Source organism: Actinopolyspora lacussalsi (assembly GCA_030803735.1).
Lineage (GTDB): Bacteria > Actinomycetota > Actinomycetes > Mycobacteriales > Pseudonocardiaceae > Actinopolyspora > Actinopolyspora lacussalsi.
The window spans coordinates 436,096-451,668 of the sequence record JAURUC010000001.1 but is presented as its reverse complement, the minus strand read 5'-3'; the positions used below and the strand labels follow the sequence as shown (position 1 = coordinate 451,668).

At 68.6% G+C, this 15,573-nt stretch carries 14 protein-coding genes; 3 read left to right on the top strand and 11 right to left on the bottom strand.

Annotation, left to right across the window (positions count from 1 at the left end; all coding sequences use genetic code 11):
- Positions 1-73 precede the first annotated feature (73 nt).
- From J2S53_RS02030 to hisD, 5 genes are all read right to left on the bottom strand, one after another.
- Positions 74-2,398 (bottom strand): FdhF/YdeP family oxidoreductase, encoded by a 2,325-nt coding sequence (locus J2S53_RS02030; RefSeq protein ID WP_456239505.1) that lies wholly within the window; start codon positions 2,396-2,398, stop codon positions 74-76.
- 341 nt (positions 2,399-2,739) lie between these two features.
- On the bottom strand, positions 2,740-3,687 hold the full coding sequence (locus J2S53_RS02025; RefSeq protein ID WP_456239504.1) for a PLP-dependent cysteine synthase family protein: 948 nt from the start codon (positions 3,685-3,687) through the stop codon (positions 2,740-2,742).
- A gap of 267 nt (positions 3,688-3,954) precedes the next feature.
- The gene (hisB, locus tag J2S53_RS02020; protein ID WP_130466899.1) at positions 3,955-4,569 is read right to left on the bottom strand and encodes an imidazoleglycerol-phosphate dehydratase HisB; all 615 of its coding nucleotides are present in this window, start codon (positions 4,567-4,569) and stop codon (positions 3,955-3,957) included.
- The gene (locus J2S53_RS02015) at positions 4,566-5,684 is read right to left on the bottom strand and encodes a histidinol-phosphate transaminase (RefSeq protein ID WP_456239503.1); all 1,119 of its coding nucleotides are present in this window, start codon (positions 5,682-5,684) and stop codon (positions 4,566-4,568) included. The genes hisB and J2S53_RS02015 overlap by 4 nt, the downstream gene beginning before the upstream one ends.
- A 70-nt stretch (positions 5,685-5,754) precedes the next feature.
- Positions 5,755-7,077: a histidinol dehydrogenase gene (gene hisD / locus J2S53_RS02010; protein WP_456239502.1), complete on the bottom strand. Its 1,323-nt coding sequence runs from the start codon at positions 7,075-7,077 to the stop codon at positions 5,755-5,757.
- A gap of 314 nt (positions 7,078-7,391) precedes the next feature.
- Here hisD and J2S53_RS02005 point away from each other — a divergent pair, with 314 nt between their 5' ends.
- On the top strand, positions 7,392-8,648 hold the full coding sequence (locus J2S53_RS02005; RefSeq protein ID WP_456239501.1) for a M14 family metallopeptidase: 1,257 nt from the start codon (positions 7,392-7,394) through the stop codon (positions 8,646-8,648).
- A 53-nt stretch (positions 8,649-8,701) separates the two neighbouring features.
- Here the strand turns inward: J2S53_RS02005 and J2S53_RS02000 are convergent, their stop codons facing one another.
- From J2S53_RS02000 to J2S53_RS01975, 6 genes are all read right to left on the bottom strand, one after another.
- Positions 8,702-8,854, bottom strand: a complete 153-nt coding sequence (locus J2S53_RS02000) for a hypothetical protein (protein WP_165400588.1) — start codon at positions 8,852-8,854, stop codon at positions 8,702-8,704.
- Between the two features lie 95 nt (positions 8,855-8,949).
- Positions 8,950-9,591 carry an ABC transporter ATP-binding protein gene (locus tag J2S53_RS01995; protein WP_456239500.1) on the bottom strand — a complete coding sequence of 214 codons (642 nt, stop codon included), beginning with the start codon at positions 9,589-9,591 and terminating at the stop codon, positions 8,950-8,952.
- Positions 9,585-10,529 (bottom strand): ABC transporter ATP-binding protein, encoded by a 945-nt coding sequence (locus J2S53_RS01990; protein ID WP_456242674.1) that lies wholly within the window; start codon positions 10,527-10,529, stop codon positions 9,585-9,587. The genes J2S53_RS01995 and J2S53_RS01990 overlap by 7 nt, the downstream gene beginning before the upstream one ends.
- A 69-nt stretch (positions 10,530-10,598) precedes the next feature.
- Positions 10,599-11,522, bottom strand: coding sequence for an ABC transporter permease (locus J2S53_RS01985; RefSeq protein ID WP_456239499.1), 924 nt, complete (start codon positions 11,520-11,522; stop codon positions 10,599-10,601).
- Positions 11,515-12,540, bottom strand: coding sequence for an ABC transporter permease (locus J2S53_RS01980; protein WP_092924650.1), 1,026 nt, complete (start codon positions 12,538-12,540; stop codon positions 11,515-11,517). The genes J2S53_RS01985 and J2S53_RS01980 overlap by 8 nt, the downstream gene beginning before the upstream one ends.
- Positions 12,522-14,108, bottom strand: coding sequence for an ABC transporter substrate-binding protein (locus J2S53_RS01975; RefSeq protein ID WP_456239498.1), 1,587 nt, complete (start codon positions 14,106-14,108; stop codon positions 12,522-12,524). Before J2S53_RS01975 ends, J2S53_RS01980 begins: the two co-directional genes overlap by 19 nt.
- 134 nt (positions 14,109-14,242) lie before the next feature.
- Between J2S53_RS01975 and J2S53_RS01970 the strand changes: the two genes are divergently transcribed.
- Both J2S53_RS01970 and J2S53_RS01965 read left to right on the top strand, forming a co-directional pair.
- Positions 14,243-15,034, top strand: coding sequence for a carbon-nitrogen hydrolase family protein (locus tag J2S53_RS01970; RefSeq protein WP_092924648.1), 792 nt, complete (start codon positions 14,243-14,245; stop codon positions 15,032-15,034).
- Between the two features lie 174 nt (positions 15,035-15,208).
- On the top strand, positions 15,209-15,556 hold the full coding sequence (locus J2S53_RS01965; RefSeq protein ID WP_456239497.1) for a VOC family protein: 348 nt from the start codon (positions 15,209-15,211) through the stop codon (positions 15,554-15,556).
- Positions 15,557-15,573 lie beyond the last annotated feature (17 nt).

Genomic DNA, 15,573 nt, shown 5'->3' with positions numbered 1-15,573 from the left:
CGGAAGCGCCGATCACCCGCGGCAGGAGCCTAGCAGTGGTGCTTCACGAGTTCCGCGTACGGAGACCGGGCCGTCACACCACCGTCCGGCCGGGTTCCAATCGAACCACCACGGCCTTGGAGACCGGCGTGTTGGAGTACTCCGCCACCGAGTCCAGCGGAACCAGCGGGTTGGCCTCCGGATAGTAGGCCGCCACGCAGCCACGCGGGGTCGCGTAGCCGACCACCCGGAACGAATCGGCCCTGCGTTCCTGGATGCCGCCGGAACCGTCCGCCCACTCCGAGACGAGGTCCACGCTCTGCCCGTCGACGAGGCCGAGTTCGGCGATGTCGACGGGATTGACCAGCACGACGCGTCGCGCGTTCTCCACCCCGCGGTACCGGTCCGAGAGCCCGTAGATCGTGGTGTTGTACTGATCGTGACTGCGCAGGCTCTGCAGCAGCAGCCTGCCCTCCGGGACGTGGATCATGTCCGGAACGTTGTCCGTGAAATTGGCCCTTCCGGTGGCGGTCGGAAACGTCCTGCTGTCACGTGGGGGGTGCGGCAGCACGAATCCGTCGGATTCACGTACCCGGTCGTTGTAGCCGGCGCAACCGGGAACCACGCGGGCGATGCTCTCGCGGACGCGGTCGTAGTCGTTCTCGAACTCCCGCCACGGAACCGGATGGTCCTCGCCGAGCAGCGTCCGTGCCAGTTCGGACACGATGGCCACCTCGGACAGCAGATCGGGCGAGGCGGGCTCCAGCCGTCCCCGGGAGCCGTGCACCACCGACATCGAGTCCTCGACGGTGACGAACTGCTCCCCGCCGGCCTGCCGATCGCGTTCGGTTCTACCGAGCGTGGGCAGGATGAGCGCGGTCCGTCCCGGAACCACGTGCGAACGGTTGAGCTTGGTGGAGACCTGCACGGTGAGTTCGCAGGCGCGCAGTGCGGCCTCGGTGGCGGCACTGTCCGGTGTGGCCGCGGCGAAGTTGCCACCGAGCCCGAAGAACGCGGTGCAGCTTCCGTCGTGCATGGCACGCAACGTCTCCACCGTGTCCCGGCCGGGCTCGCGGGGAACCGAGAGCCCGAACTCCTCGTCCAGCGCGGACAGGAAGGATTCCGGCATGCGTTCCCAGATCCCCATGGTGCGGTCGCCCTGCACGTTGGAGTGACCCCGCACGGGGCACAGTCCCGCCCCGGGCTTGCCGATCATGCCCCGCAACAGCTGTACGTTGACGATCTCGCGGATGGTGGGGACGGCCTGCCGGTGTTGGGTGAGACCCATCGCCCAACAGATCACGGTCGAACGCGAGTCGGCGAACATCCGGGCGATACGCTCGATCTGCTGCTGCTCCAGGCCGGTCAGCCGCTCGACCTCCTGCCAGTCGATGTCCCGCCCGCGCGCGGCGAACTCGGCGAAACCGTGCGTGTGTTCCTCGATGAACTCGCGGTCCAGCACCGTGCCGGGTGACTCGTCCTCGAACCGCAGCAGCAGGGCACCGATCGCTTTGAACAGCGCCAGGTCACCGCCGATGCGGATCTGGGCGAACTCGTCGGCGAGCGGAGTACCGGATCCGGCCACTCCTCGAACGTTCTGGGGGTTGCTGAATCGCATCAATCCGGTTTCCGGCAGCGGGTTGATCGCCAGGATCCGGCCACCGTTGTGCTTGGTGCGCTCCAGTGAGCTCAGCATGCGGGGGTGGTTGGTCCCCGGATTCTGCCCCATGACCACCACGAGATCGGCGTGTTCGATGTCGGAGAGGGTGACCGAGCCCTTGCCCACGCCGATGGTCTCGCTCAGGGCGGTTCCGGAGGACTCGTGGCACATGTTCGAGCAGTCGGGCAGGTTGTTGGTGCCGAACGAGCGCGCCAGCAGCTGGTAGCAGAAGGCCGCCTCGTTGCTCGCCCGCCCCGAGGTGTAGAACGAGGTGCGCTCCGGCCCGATCTCGCGGAGCTTGTCCGCTATGACCTCGAACGCCCGCTGCCAGTCGATCGGGCGGTAGTGGGTGTCCCCCTCGCGCCGGATCACCGGCTGGGTCAGGCGCCCCTGCTGTCCCAGCCAGTAGTCGGTTCGTTCGGCGAGATCGTCGATCGAGTGGCTGTCGAAGAAGTCGGGACCGACGGTGCGGGTGGTGGCCTCCTCGGCGACGGCCTTGGCGCCGTTCTCGCAGAACTCCGCCCACTTGCGGGAACCGCCGTCGGCTTCCCTCGGTTCGGGCCACGCACAACCGGGGCAGTCGAATCCACTGCGCTGATTCAGCAACGGCAGGGTCCTGGCGGTACGTACCGGCCCCATCTGTCGCAGGCTCCGGGCGAGTGAAACCACCACTCCCCGCACCCCGGCGGCGGATTTCTCGCGGCCGTGCACCTCGAGTTCCGATTCGTCGATGTCCTTCTCGGGGCCACGCCGACTCACGTGATCCACCCCGCCTTTCGCCGAGAACTAACTGGTCGAACAGCTACATCATCGCGCTGTCACGCCGTAAACGCCAGCACGACCCGTGTCGAAACACCCGAAGCGGCGGCCTCCTACACGCCATGCTCAAAAACGAGACCCCTACCAACCCGGGACCCCACGCTTCGCTCGAAAACCGTAGCGGCGCCCCGGTAACAGGGGTTACCCGGTGCGTGAGTCGGATGCATTGCGAGGCCGGGCCGCTCGCCGCGTAGGTCGCTACTCAAGAGCCGGCCCAACACAGCAAGGCGCCGACTCACGTGCCGGCTAACCGACCACCCGGGCAACGGGTGTTGTGGTTCTCAAGTGAAATGTTCGGTGAGATACTTTTCTCCTTCGTCTGCGAGGAAGGTCACGATCTCCCCGAGCTCCGGCCTGGCACGCCGCAGCCGTTTGGCGGCGAGCAGATGCGCCCCGGAGGAAGGGCCCACGAACAAGCCGTATCGTCTTCCGAGTTCGCGGGACTGCTCGATGGCGTCGGCGCTGTCCACGGCCATGATCTCGTCCACCTCGTGTCGGTGCCTGTCGAACACTCCCGGCACGAAGCCATCCGAGATCCCCTCGATCAGATGCTTGTCGATCTCACCGCACGCCAGGGTGCACGACTCGTTGGGCTCCACCGCCACGACCCGACATCCCGGGTTGACAGCGCGGAACGCCTGCCCCACCCCGACGATCGTTCCACCGGTGCCGACACCGCCGACCACCGCGTCGGGCAGGGCTCCGGGAGGAAGCTGCCGCAGGATCTCCGGACCGAGCCAGCAGCGGTTCTCGTCGACGTTCCACTCGCTGTCGAACTGCTGCGGGGCGAAGTAGCCGGGTTGCGCACCGAGCTCGCGTGCGGTGCGCAGTGCGTCGTTGACGTGGAAGTCGCCGGTGGTACGGACTTCGGCGCCGAAAGCACGTGAGATGGCGGCACGTTCGGTGCTGACGTTGCGCGGCATCACCACCAGCATCGGGTATCCCTTGACGGCGGCCACCATGCTCATGGCGTTGCCGGTGTTACCACTGCTGGCCTCCACGATGGTGTCGCCGGGACGCAGCAATCCCTCCCGTTCGGCTCGCTCGATCATGTAGGTGGCGATACGCGCCTTGATCGAACCCGACGGGTTGAGGAACTCCAGCTTGACCCGGATTCCCTCGATACGCAGCAACGGAGTATCGCCGACCGCTTCGAGCACGGAACCGACGTCGGCGGGGGACTCGGGAACGGCCGGTGGCCTAGGCCCGGCCAGCGGTGATCCGGTCATGCGCTCTCCCTTGACACCATTGTCAAAGCGGCAACACTACTGTTGCGTAATGCACACTATGTTGCTTAATGAGCGACAATGCGACCGTATTGCGGTGTTGTCAAGGGAGTCACCCGGCGATTCCACCCGCTCGTGTGATGCCCGGGCATCGGGGCGCCCTGGCGCGACCGGACGACGGCGGTACCTCCCGCTCACGGGCCGGTGGGAGGTGCCGCGCGACGACGGACCGAGTGACCGGCGCGGAACCGGTTCACCGTTCCGAACCGGTCACAGCGTCCCCTTGGTGGAGGGAACCGTGGCGGCGAACCGGGGATCCGGCTCGACGGCGGCGCGCAGTGCGCGGGCGATCGCCTTGTACTGCGCCTCGGTGATGTGATGCGGGTCCCTGCCGTGGATCACCCGAGCGTGCAAGTTGATCCCGGCGTGGAAGGCCAACGACTCGAACACGTGCCGGTTGAGCACGAAGGGATAGTTGTTGCCGACGGTGAACGTGTTGTACTGCTCGGGTTCGCCCGTCAGCACGCAGTAGGGCCGTCCGGAGACGTCGACGGCCGCGTGCGCCAGCGTCTCGTCCATCGGTATCCAGGCATCCCCGAACCGGCGGATCCCCGTCTTGTCCCCGAGAGCCTGGCGCAGCGCCTGCCCCAGCACGATCGCGGTGTCCTCGACGGTGTGGTGCGCGTCGATGTGGATGTCCCCGCTGGCGCGCACGGTCATGTCGAACGCGGCGTGCGTGCCGAGCGAGTGCAGCATGTGATCGTAGAACGGCACGCTCGTGTCGACCTCGACCCGGCCGCTGCCGTCGAGATCCAGCTCGACCGAGACCGTTGATTCCTTGGTGGTACGTTCCACCCGTCCGGTACGGGATACCGCGTCGTTCACCGGGAGAGCTCCTCACGGACTCGCTCACTGGCCGCGAGGAAGGCGTCGTTGTCCCGCGGCGATCCTATGGTGACCCTGAGGTGGCCACCGATACCCACGTCCCGGATCAGTACCCCGGAGTCGAGGTAACGCTGCCAGGCGCGGTGGGCGTCGTCGAACATGCCGAACAGCACGAAGTTGGCATCGCTGTCGACCGGGGTGAATCCGAGTTCACGCAGCCGTCCGGTCACCCTGGCGCGTTCGTCCACGAGCTGCTTGACCCCGCCGAGCGTGGCGTCGGCGTGCCGCAGCGCCGCCCGCGCGGCCGCCTGGGTGACGCTGGAGAGGTGGTACGGCAACCGCACCAGCAACAACGCGTCGATGACGGCGGGAGAAGCGGCGAGGTAACCGAGCCGTCCGCCCGCGAACGCGAACGCCTTGCTCATGGTCCGGCTGACGACGAGCTTGCTCGGGAACTCCTCCAGCAGCGAGATCGCGCTGTGCCGCTGTGAGAACTCCACGTACGCCTCGTCCACGACGACGAGGCCGGGAGCGGCACGCAGCAGGGCACGCAGGTCCTCGGGATCGATCGACTGCCCGGTGGGGTTGTTCGGGCTCGTCACGAAAACCACGTCCGGCCGACGTTCGGCCACCGCCCGCGCCGCCTCGGCGCCGTCCAGCGTGAAGTCGGAACGACGGGGCTCGGGCAGCCAGTCCGTGCGCGTGCCCGCGGCGAGCACGGGATGCATCGAATAGGAGGGCTCGAAGCCCAGCGCGGTGCGTCCTGGCCCTCCGAACGCCTGCAGAAGCTGTTGCAGTATCTCGTTGGATCCGTTGGCCGCCCACACGTTGGCGGACGAGACCGACACGCCGGTGGCACCGGCCAGATAGACCGCCAGGTCCTCGCGCAGTGACACCGCGTCGCGATCGGGATAGCGATTCAGCCCGGCCGCTGTCTCGCCGACGGCGGCGACTAGGTCGTCGACCAGCTGTCCGGGAGGCGGGAACGGATTCTCGTTGGTGTTCAGCAACACCGGAACGTCCAACTGCGGCGCCCCGTACGGACTGCGGCCGCGCAGGTCCTCCCGCAGGGGCAAATCGGCCAGCGTCGTCTCGCCGCCGATCACGTCGCTCATCGATTCCACCAATTCGTCGTCGTTCGGGAACAGGGCATTCGGGAACAGGGATCGTCCGAACGCCGTGTCGTCAACCGGGTCGTTCGAACCGTGCTGTCACGGCTTCACCGTGCGCGGGAAGGTCCTCGGCATCGGCCAGCGCGACCACCTGCTCGGTGACCTCGCGCAGGGCTTGCTCGCTGTAGTCGACCACGTGGATGCCGCGCAGGAAGCTCTGCACGCTCAGCCCGGAGGAGTGCCGGGCGCACCCACCCGTGGGCAGCACGTGGTTCGAGCCGGCGCAGTAGTCGCCGAGCGAGACCGGCGCGTAAGGGCCGACGAAGATCGCGCCCGCGTTGCGCACCCCGGCGGCCACCCGGGAGGCATCGGCGGTCTGGATCTCCAGGTGTTCGGCCGCGTAGGCGTCGACGACACGGACCCCGTCGGCGATCGAGGAGGTCAGCACGCAGCCGGACTGCTCCCCGGTCAACGCGGTGCGGATCCGCTCGGTGTGCTTGGTGGCGGGAACGCGTTCCGCCAGCCGTCGGTCGACCGCGTCGGCCAGTTCCTCGGAAGTGGTCACCAGCACGCTGGCGGCCAGCGTGTCGTGTTCGGCCTGACTGATCAGATCGGTGGCGACGTGTACCGGATCGGCCGTCTCGTCGGCCAGCACGGCGATCTCGGTCGGCCCCGCCTCGGCATCGATGCCGATGATGTTCCGCAGCTGTCGTTTCGCCGCGGTGACGTAGACGTTGCCCGGTCCGGTGACCATGTCCACCGGAAGCAGCTCTGACCCGTCGGTGTCGGAACCGCCGTAGGCGAGCAGCCCCACCGCCTGGGCACCACCGACCGCCCACACCTCGTCGACGCCGAGCAACGCGGCGGCGGCGAGGATGGTCGGATGCGGTCTGCCACCGAACTCCGGCTGCGGCGGTGAACACACCACCAGCGACTCCACTCCCGCCGCCTGCGCCGGAACCACGTTCATCACGACGCTGGAGGGATACACCGCCAGCCCACCCGGGGCGTAGAGCCCGACCCTGGAGACCGGCACCCAGCGTTCGGTCACCGTGCCGCCGTCGGCGACCTCGGTGGTGACGTCGGCACGCCGCTGCTCGGCATGCACCTTCCTGGCTCGACTCACGGATTCCTCGAGCGCGGTGCGGATCGAGGGATCCAGCTCCTCCAGAGCCGCACGCAGCTCCGTGTCGGGGACCCGTACCCGCTCGGGACGCACGGAGTCGAACCGCTCGGTGTGGTCCAGGGCCGCGGCGGCACCCCGCTCGGCGATGTCGTCGAGCAGCGGCCGCACGGCGGGCAGCGCGTGTTCCACGTCCATACCGGCACGTGGTAGCCGACCGCGTAGCTCACCGACGGATGGTTCCCGACCGCGCAGGTCGATACGGCTGAGCATGGGACTTCCCTCCGCGAAACGTTGCTGACGACCAGGGTATCCGTAGTCCTGCCCGGCTCCGTCGGCAGCTCCACCTCCTCGAGACGACGTCCGGGCGCCTTCCGGACGAGCGAGCCGTACCGCGACGCCCCTGAGAAATCATTCCGAGTCCGTGTCCCGGCTCGGGTGCTCGCCCCGGACCGGCAAGCAGGCCGTACCGGCAGGGGATCCTGACACGAAAAACGGTCCCACCCTCATACGTACGCATGTTGTGACGAAGTGTAATCGCGGCGAGCCTCGGTGGGGGCACCGAATCCGTGATCGATCGGAGGAACATGCGCACGCTACGACGACGGACAACCGTGGCACTGTCGGTCACCGCTCTCCTGCTGTCGCTGCCTGCCACCCAGTCGGCATTCGCGCGGGGAGGCGATCACACCGGGGAAGAGACCAGCAGGGCCGTCTACCGGATCCCGAACACGGACACCGCTTCCCGCACCGCTGTCAATCGCACCGGCGCGCTGGTGCTTTCGGTAACCGGGGAAACCGCCTTCGTCGAAGCCACCCCGGCGCAGGCCGAGCGGCTGCGCGCCCGGGGACTGAGCCCGCGACGCCTCCCCGCAGCGGCCGACGCCCCCGTTCGCCCGGAGGCCTCGTCTGCCGACTTCCCTCCCGAGGACAGCGGCTACCACACCTACTCCGAAACGGTTTCGGAGATCGAGGAGGCGGCGGCCGAGCACCCGGAAATCGTCGACAGCACGAGCGCGGGCCGTTCGGCGCGGGGCAGGGACATCCCGGTGGTCAAGATCAGTGACAACGCCGGGACGGACGAGAACGAGCCGGAAGTGCTGTTCACGTGCAACCAGCACGCCAGGGAACACCTCACGACCGAGATGTGCCTGCACATCCTGCGGCGCTACACCGACAACCACGGCTCCGATCCCGACATCACGAACGCGGTCGACAACCGGGAGATCTGGATCATCCCGATGGTCAACCCGGACGGCTCGACCTACGACGTGTCGGGCAACGGCTACCGGGGCTGGCGCCGCAACCGGGAGAGCGAGCCGGTGGACCTGAACCGCAACTGGGGCTACAAGTGGGGCTGCTGCGGCGGGTCCAGCGGGAACCCGAGTCAACCGACCTACCGTGGTCCGGCGCCCTTCTCCGCACCGGAAACCGCCGCGATAAGGGATTTCGTCGAATCACGCGAGGCGGGAGGACGGCAACGGATAACCGCGCACATCGATTTCCACAGCTTCTCGGAACTGGTGCTGTGGCCGTACGGCTACACCACCGCGGACACCGCACCGGGCATGACACGGGAGCAGTACCGCAGGTTCGCCGAGCTGGGCAACGCGATGGCCCGCAGCAACGGGTACACGCCGATGCAGTCGAGTGACCTCTACGTCACCGACGGCAGCATGAACGACTGGATGTGGGCCGAGCACGGCATACTCTCGTTCACGTTCGAGATGTATCCGAACAGCGGGGGAATCGACGGCTTCTACCCGCCGGACGAGGTCATCGAGCGGGAAACCGCTCGCAACGACGAAGCGGTGGCGATGCTGCTGAACGAAGCGGGCGCCTGACCGAACCACGGGTGGGGCGGTGCGTCTCGCACACACCGCCCCACCTCGAGCGGTCAGAGGAGCAGCAGCACCGCGGCCCCCAGCACGATCCCGAGCACCACGACCACTCCGGCTGTGATCAGCAGCCAGCGCAGCTGCGGGTGTTCGTCACGGATCTCGGTTTTGGCTCGTTCACGCCATTGCATGAACGTGGTCTGTTCACTCATCAGTGCTCTCCACAACCAATCGAGCGCCTACGGCCACCACGACACGCGGCGACCGTGCACCGGACAACCACCTCACCCTGCCACACTCCCCCGCCCTACCACCGGATGACGTCGTCACCGGCCCAGGCGCGCAGCAGCGACTCGTCGTGGCTGATGGCCAGCACACCGGTTCCCTCCTCGGCCACCCGTCCGGTCACGACGCGGACGAGCGCGGCCGTGGTGGAGGCGTCCAGCATCCCGGTCATCTCGTCGCAGATCAGGTAATGAGGACGCGGGGCCATCGCACGTGCCAGGCAGGCACGCTGCAGCTGGCCGTCGCTGACCTCGTGCGGCATCCTGCCGAGCAGTTCCGCGTCGAGACCGGTCGTCTCGGCGAGCTCGTCCACGCGGGCTCGGGGTTGCCGCGCACCGCGGACGCGCAGTGGCTCCGAGACGATTTCGCGCAGCGTCATACGCGGGTCCACGGCGGGGCGGGGCTGCTGGAAAACGATCCCCACCGAGGTGCGCGACTGCCGGGGAACCGAGTAGCGCGCGCCCCGGATCTCGCGGCCGTCCAGCTCGACAGTGCCCGACCACGGACGCTGCAGCAGTGCCAGCACTCTGGCCAGCGTGGATTTGCCGCAACCGCTCGGTCCGGCGAGACCGCGAACCGTCCCCCGGGGAACGGTCACGTCCACTCCGTCGAGTACGGCACGGCCGCGGGCGTAGCCCGCGACCACTCCCCTGGCGCTCAGCACGGCGGATGCGCCGCGACGGACCTGCGCCCGTGCTCGACGAGCCGCGGCTCGCCGTTACACGGCGCCACCCCGGGTGTTTCGGGGCAACGCAGGCAGAACACGCAGCCCCACTCGCGTTCGAGCTCGGCCAACTCGGTCAGGGCGGGCGGATGCCCGGGGACGGGCTGAAACCCCCCTTCCGGCAGCGCCGCCAGCAGCCGTTTCGTGTAGGGGTGCCAGGGCTCCCCGAACACTTCGGCCGCGGGCCCGCTCTCCACCACCCGGCTGGCGTACATCACCGCCACGTGGGTGGCCACCCGCGCGGCGGCGTCCAGATCATGGGTGATCAACAACACTCCTCTTTCGCGATCGGCGAGTTCGCCGAGCAGGTCCATGACACGCTCGACCAACGGTCGGTCCAGTCCCGTGGTGGGCTCGTCCGCGATGACAACCGGGGGTTCGGCCACCAGCGCCGAGGCCACCGCGACACGCTGCGCCATGCCCCCGGACAGCTCGTGCGGATAGTGATCGAGCTCGTCCGGATCCAACCCGACCCGTCGGGCCAGCGCTTCCACCTCGGCACGGTCGGCACGGCCGCGCAGCTCACGGAAGGCCTCGGACAGTTGGGCCCGGGCGGTACGCACCGGAGTGAGGTGGGTCGCGGCGGACTGGGGGACGAGACCGACTCGCCTTCCCCTGACCTCGCGCGCGAGCACGCTCTCGGGTGCCGCGAGCAACTCGACGTCCTCGTCCGTTCCGGAACTCAGCAGGGCACGACCACGCGACCACGCGTTGGCGGGCAGCAGTCCGAGCAGCGCGGAGGCGAGCACGGACTTGCCGCAGCCGGACTCGCCCACCAGCGCCAGTATCTGGCCGGGAAACAGGCGCAGCCTGGCGTCGGTGACGGCGTGCACGGTCTCGGAACCACGGCTCCGCCCCAGTTCGAAACGCACCGACATGTCGTCCAACCAGAGCAGTGGCGACTGCTGCACCGATGATCACTCCATCCGGCTCGGTTCGCGGGGCGTTCACAGCGTCAGCTCGGAACGCCGAGTGGGAATCGTCCGGTCCCGCCAGGCGGCGGCGATCCCGGACACCGACAGCGTGGTGGCCACGAGCAGCCCGGCCGGGAACGCCACGATCCACCAGGCACCGAGCAGGACCCCCTCCCTGCCGTCGGAGAGGATGTTGCCGATGCTGGCCAGATGCGGGGGCAGTCCCAGCCCGAGGAAGCTCAGCGCGGTCTCGTGGAACACCGCGTGCGGCACGAGCAGCACCGCGGACAGTGCCGCTTGGGGCACGATCGCGGGCAGCAGGTGGTTGCGCAGCACCCACCACCGACCGGCACCGGCCGAGACGGCCGCGTCCACGTAGGGCCGGTTGCGCAGCCCGAGCACCTCGGAACGCACCACACGCGCGACGGTGGCCCAGTGGGTCAGGCCGATGGACAGTACCACCGCGAGCACCGTTCCCTGGTAGAGCGCGACGATCACGATGCCCAGCAGCAGGTGCGGTACAGCGTTGACCGCGTCCACCACCCGCATCAACAGGCGATCCACCCATCCCCCCGACGCGCCGGAGAGCGCACCCACCGCGGTACCGAGCACTGTGGACACCACCGTGCTGACCGCCGCCACGAGCAGTGACACCCGCAGTCCCGCCAGCGAGCGCACGAACAGATCGCGTCCCGAGGTGTCCGTGCCGAACGGATGCGCCGGACTCGGCGGAAGCCGTATGGCCTGGTAGTCCACGGTGCCGGGTGCCGCGGACAGGGCGGGAACCGACAACGCGGCCAGTACGAGCGCACCCAGCGCGGTCACCGCCGTCACGAGGCTCAGCCGTGCCCGCACGGCTCCGGCCGCACCTCGCACGGTCCCGGCACGAGCACGAGTGGCGCTCCGCCAGGGGCGGGGTCGGCCGGCGGTGGCGCTGTCGGATTCGAGCTCAACCATCAGCGGAGACTCTCGGATCGAGTAGTACGGCTGCCACGTCGGCCAGGAGGGAACCGAGCAGCACGGCGGCCGTGGCGAGCAGGGTCAGGATCGCCAGCAGCGGATAGTCCGCCGCTCTCGCCGCGGTGACGACGGCGGAGGCCACTCCCGGCCAGGAGAAGACCTCCTCCACCAGCACAGCGCCGGTCACGAGTTCGGGGATCCGGGCGCCGATCAGCGTCACGAACGGCAGCAGCGCGGTGGGCAGGGCGTGCCGCGCGACCACCACGCGTTCGCGGACTCCCCTGGCTCGGGCACCGGTGACGTGATCCTCGGTGAACGCTGTCAGCAGCGACTGTCGTACGTGCAGTACGAGCCAGGGGCTCTGCGATATCCCCAGTACCGCGGCGGGCAGCACCAGGTGCTCGATCACCTGCGCTGGGCCGAGTGAACTGCCCGCGTCGGTGAGGCCGGCGACCGGCAACCATCCGAGGCCGAGCGAGAACAGCGCGATGGCCAACAACGCCACCACGAAGGGCGGAATCCCCTCCAGGGCGTGGCCGACAGCCGTGATCAGCCGGTCCGTCCAGCCACCCTGCCGCCAAGCGGCCACAGTTCCGATCACCAGCGAGAACACCACGGCGAGGGCCAGGCCGCAGCACGCGAGCAGCAGCGTCCACGGCAGGCGCCTCGCCAGCACGTCCGCGACCGGTGCGCGCATCGAGCGGGACATGCCGAGGTCACCGGACAGGATTCCGCTCAACCAGTCCCAGAACCGCGCGAGCACCGGGCGGTCGAGGTCGAGCTGTTCTCGTACGCTGGCCACGTCCGCGGCCGAGGCGTCGAAGATCCGCACCCCGTAGTACTGGTGGATCGGGTCGAACGGTGAGGCCGCGGCGAGCAGGAACACCGCCAGCGAGACGAGCAGCAGTACCGGCACGGCGAGCACGACCCGGCGGACGACGAGTCCGGCCACCGCACCCGCACGGCTTCGACGGCGCACCGTCCACACACGTGAGTTCACTCTTTCGGGGTCCATTTCTCGACGTTCCACCACGGGCCCCAGGTGGTGCCGTGCGTGTGCGGTTCCACAACGGGTTCGTATCCGTCCCACATCCCGGTACGCACGACGTAGCTGTGCTGGATGAACGCCAGGTAGACCAGGCCGGGATCAGCGACGTAGGCGCGCTGCGCCGCTTTGTAGTGCCGAGCACGCTCGGCCGGTTCGACGGTGCGCCTGCCGGCGTCCAGTGCCGAGTCCACCCGCTCGTTGCGGTACTTGGCCGGGTTCCGGTACGTACCGGTACCGATCATCGAGGAGTGCAGACCGGAGTACATCTGCAGGTCCGGATCCAGCGGACTGCCGCCGCCGAGCACTATCGCGTCGGTACCGATTCGTTCGGCGGCTTCGGAGCGGTCCACTCCGGCCAGTTCGACCCGCACTCCCACCTTCCCGGCATCCGAGGCGAACGCCTGGGCGAACTTCTTGCGAAGGGTGTCATCGGCGAAGTACATCACGGTGAAGCTCGCCCGCGTGCCCTCCTTGGTGCGAATCCCGTCCGAACCGGCACGCCAGCCCGCCTCGTCCAGGAGTTGGCGAGCGCGACGCTGGTCGAACTCCAACTTCGCCTCCGGCTCGTGGAACCGCCCCATGGACTCCGGGATGGGAGTGTAAGCGGGTTCGCCGTGCCCGCCGAGCAGGCTGTCCACCATCTCGGAGCGGTTCGCCGCCAGGTTGAGCGCCATCCGCACGGCCGGGTCACCCGTGACGGGCTGGTCGGCGGGCAGCGTGATGGCCCGGTAGTCGGCTGTGTCGTGGTGCACGGTGCGGTAGGAACCGCTGCCCACCCGCTCGGCCAGCAGTGGGGGCAGGACGGTGCCGTCGAACTCCCCGGCCTGCACGCGCTGCGCCCTGGTGTTGTCGTCGGTGGCGAAAACGACGGTGATCTCGGAGATCCGCGGCGTACCGCCCCAGTAGTTCTCGTGGGCGCGCCAGACCATTCGCTCGCCGCGCCGCCACTCGGCGAGCCGGTAGGGACCGGTGCCGACCGGCTGCGTATTGATCGGGGACTCACCCTGTGGCACGGCTTCGGCCAGCGCGGACGCGGGCAGGATGCCCATGACCATACGGGCGGGCCAGGGCGCGTAGGGGATGTTGAGCCGGAACCGCACGGTGTGCTCGTCCACGGCTTCGACTTCCTCGAGCATGGACAACCCGGAACTGATCGTGGCCGCGTAAGCGGGATCGACGGCGGCACGGTAGGTGGCCACCACGTCGCGCGCACGGAAAGGACCGCCGTCGTGGAACCTCACGTCGCGGCGCAGCCGCACGGTCCAGGTGCGTGCGCCGTCCGTGGGGGTGGGCTGTTCCTCCGCCAGCGCCGGGTGCAGTCGCCCGTTGCCGTCGAAGGCGAGCAGACCGTCGTAGAACTTGGCCGCCCCGGCTCGTGCGTAGCCCAGCAGTGGGTTGAGACTGCTCGGCTCGTACCCGTCGGCCAGCAGCATGGTTCGGGGATCGCCCCCGCTTCGCTCGGGCGCCGCGCAGGCAGTACCCGCCACGGCGAAGGCGGCCAAGGAGGAAGAGATCAGTGTACGCCGGTTCAGCACGGGCCAACCCTAGAAACTGCTGCAAGAGAATGGCAACAGGATGAGACGTTGCCTACCTCGGCGCGCGCTCGTCGACGGCGGTGAGCGCATGGGAGAATGTCGAGTGTAGCCCGGCCACGACAGGAGGAGTCCAAGTGCGCGTCGCGCTGTGCCAGATCGCGTCCACACCGGACCCGGACGCCAACCTGGAGCTCGTGGCGGGAGGAGTGCGTCGTGCCGCCGAGGCCGGTGCGGAACTCGCGATCTTCCCGGAAGCCACCATGGCCTGCTTCGGGGTTCCGCTGGCACCGCTGGCCGAACCGCTGGACGGCCCGTGGGCAGGCGAGGTCGGCAGGCTCGCGGGGGACGCGGGCATCACGGTGGCCGCGGGTATGTTCACCCCCACCGAGGACGGCCGCGTGACCAACACGCTGCTGGTGACCGGGCCGGGCACGCGGGCGCGCTACGACAAGATCCACCTCTACGACGCGTTCGGCTTCACCGAGTCGCGCAACGTGGCCGAGGGGGAGCAACCGCTGACGGTGCGGCTGCCCAGCGCCACCGTGGGGTTCACGACCTGCTACGACATTCGTTTCCCCGGCCTGTTCACCACACTGGCGGAACGCGGCGCCACTGTGACGGTCACGGCAGCTTCCTGGGGCGCGGGAACGGGCAAGCGCGAGCAGTGGGAACTGCTGGCGCGGGCCAGGGCGCTGGACTCCACCTCCTGGGTGCTGGCCTGCGGACAGGCCGATCCACGCAGCATCGGCCGCGAACCGGCGGCCAAGGCCCCAACCGGTATCGGCTACAGCACCGTGGTCACCCCCTACGGGGTGATACACGACCAGCTCGAGGCCGAGCCCGACGTGCTGATCACCGACATCGCTCCGGAACGCGCCGAGCAGGCGCGGGAGGAGATTCCGGTACTGGCCAACCGGAAGTTCTGATCACCGGGGCGGGGCCTTCTCGGCCCGGGTCGCCGGTACTGGAACTCCGGTGCTGGGGTGTCCCTACTCCGGACGTGTGTGTTCGCGACGGTTCGTACCGCGTTCGATGTGCGGTGTCGCCCCTCGGCGGAGAATCGGGGACGCTGTGTTTCCTCGTTCGAACAGGAGTCGCCGATGTCCATCCGCCGCGCCATGCCCGACATCCGCTCGGAAGCCATGGACGAGAGCCGGGAATTCTACGGTCTGATGGGGTTCGAGGAGGTGATGAACCTCGGTTGGGTGATGACGCTGGCCTCGCCCAGCAATCCCACGGCCCAGGTGACCTTCATGACCCACGACGAGACCGCCACGGTCGTGCCGGACATGAGTGTCGAGGTCGACGATGTCGACGCCGTCCACGCGCGGATGGTGGAGAACGGTGCGGAGATCGTGCACCCACTGCGGGACGAGGACTGGGGAGTGCGCCGCTTCTTCGTCCGCGACCCCAACGGCCGAGTGGTCAACGTGGTCAGCCACAAGTAAGGGCGGGTATCACCGTC

What these genes read in the sequence shown, in the direction of transcription:
- J2S53_RS02025 (WP_456239504.1), bottom strand. Translation starts at nt 3,687, where the DNA reads ATGACCGGATCACCGCTGGCCGGGCCTAGGCCACCGGCCGTTCCCGAG.
- J2S53_RS02015 (WP_456239503.1), bottom strand. Translation starts at nt 5,684, where the DNA reads ATGAGCGACGTGATCGGCGGCGAGACGACGCTGGCCGATTTGCCCCTG.
- hisD (WP_456239502.1), bottom strand. Translation starts at nt 7,077, where the DNA reads ATGCTCAGCCGTATCGACCTGCGCGGTCGGGAACCATCCGTCGGTGAG.
- J2S53_RS02005 (WP_456239501.1), top strand. Translation starts at nt 7,392, where the DNA reads ATGCGCACGCTACGACGACGGACAACCGTGGCACTGTCGGTCACCGCT.
- J2S53_RS02000 (WP_165400588.1), bottom strand. Translation starts at nt 8,854, where the DNA reads ATGAGTGAACAGACCACGTTCATGCAATGGCGTGAACGAGCCAAAACC.
- J2S53_RS01990 (WP_456242674.1), bottom strand. Translation starts at nt 10,529, where the DNA reads ATGTCGGTGCGTTTCGAACTGGGGCGGAGCCGTGGTTCCGAGACCGTG.
- J2S53_RS01985 (WP_456239499.1), bottom strand. Translation starts at nt 11,522, where the DNA reads ATGGTTGAGCTCGAATCCGACAGCGCCACCGCCGGCCGACCCCGCCCC.
- J2S53_RS01980 (WP_092924650.1), bottom strand. Translation starts at nt 12,540, where the DNA reads ATGGACCCCGAAAGAGTGAACTCACGTGTGTGGACGGTGCGCCGTCGA.
- J2S53_RS01965 (WP_456239497.1), top strand. Translation starts at nt 15,209, where the DNA reads ATGTCCATCCGCCGCGCCATGCCCGACATCCGCTCGGAAGCCATGGAC.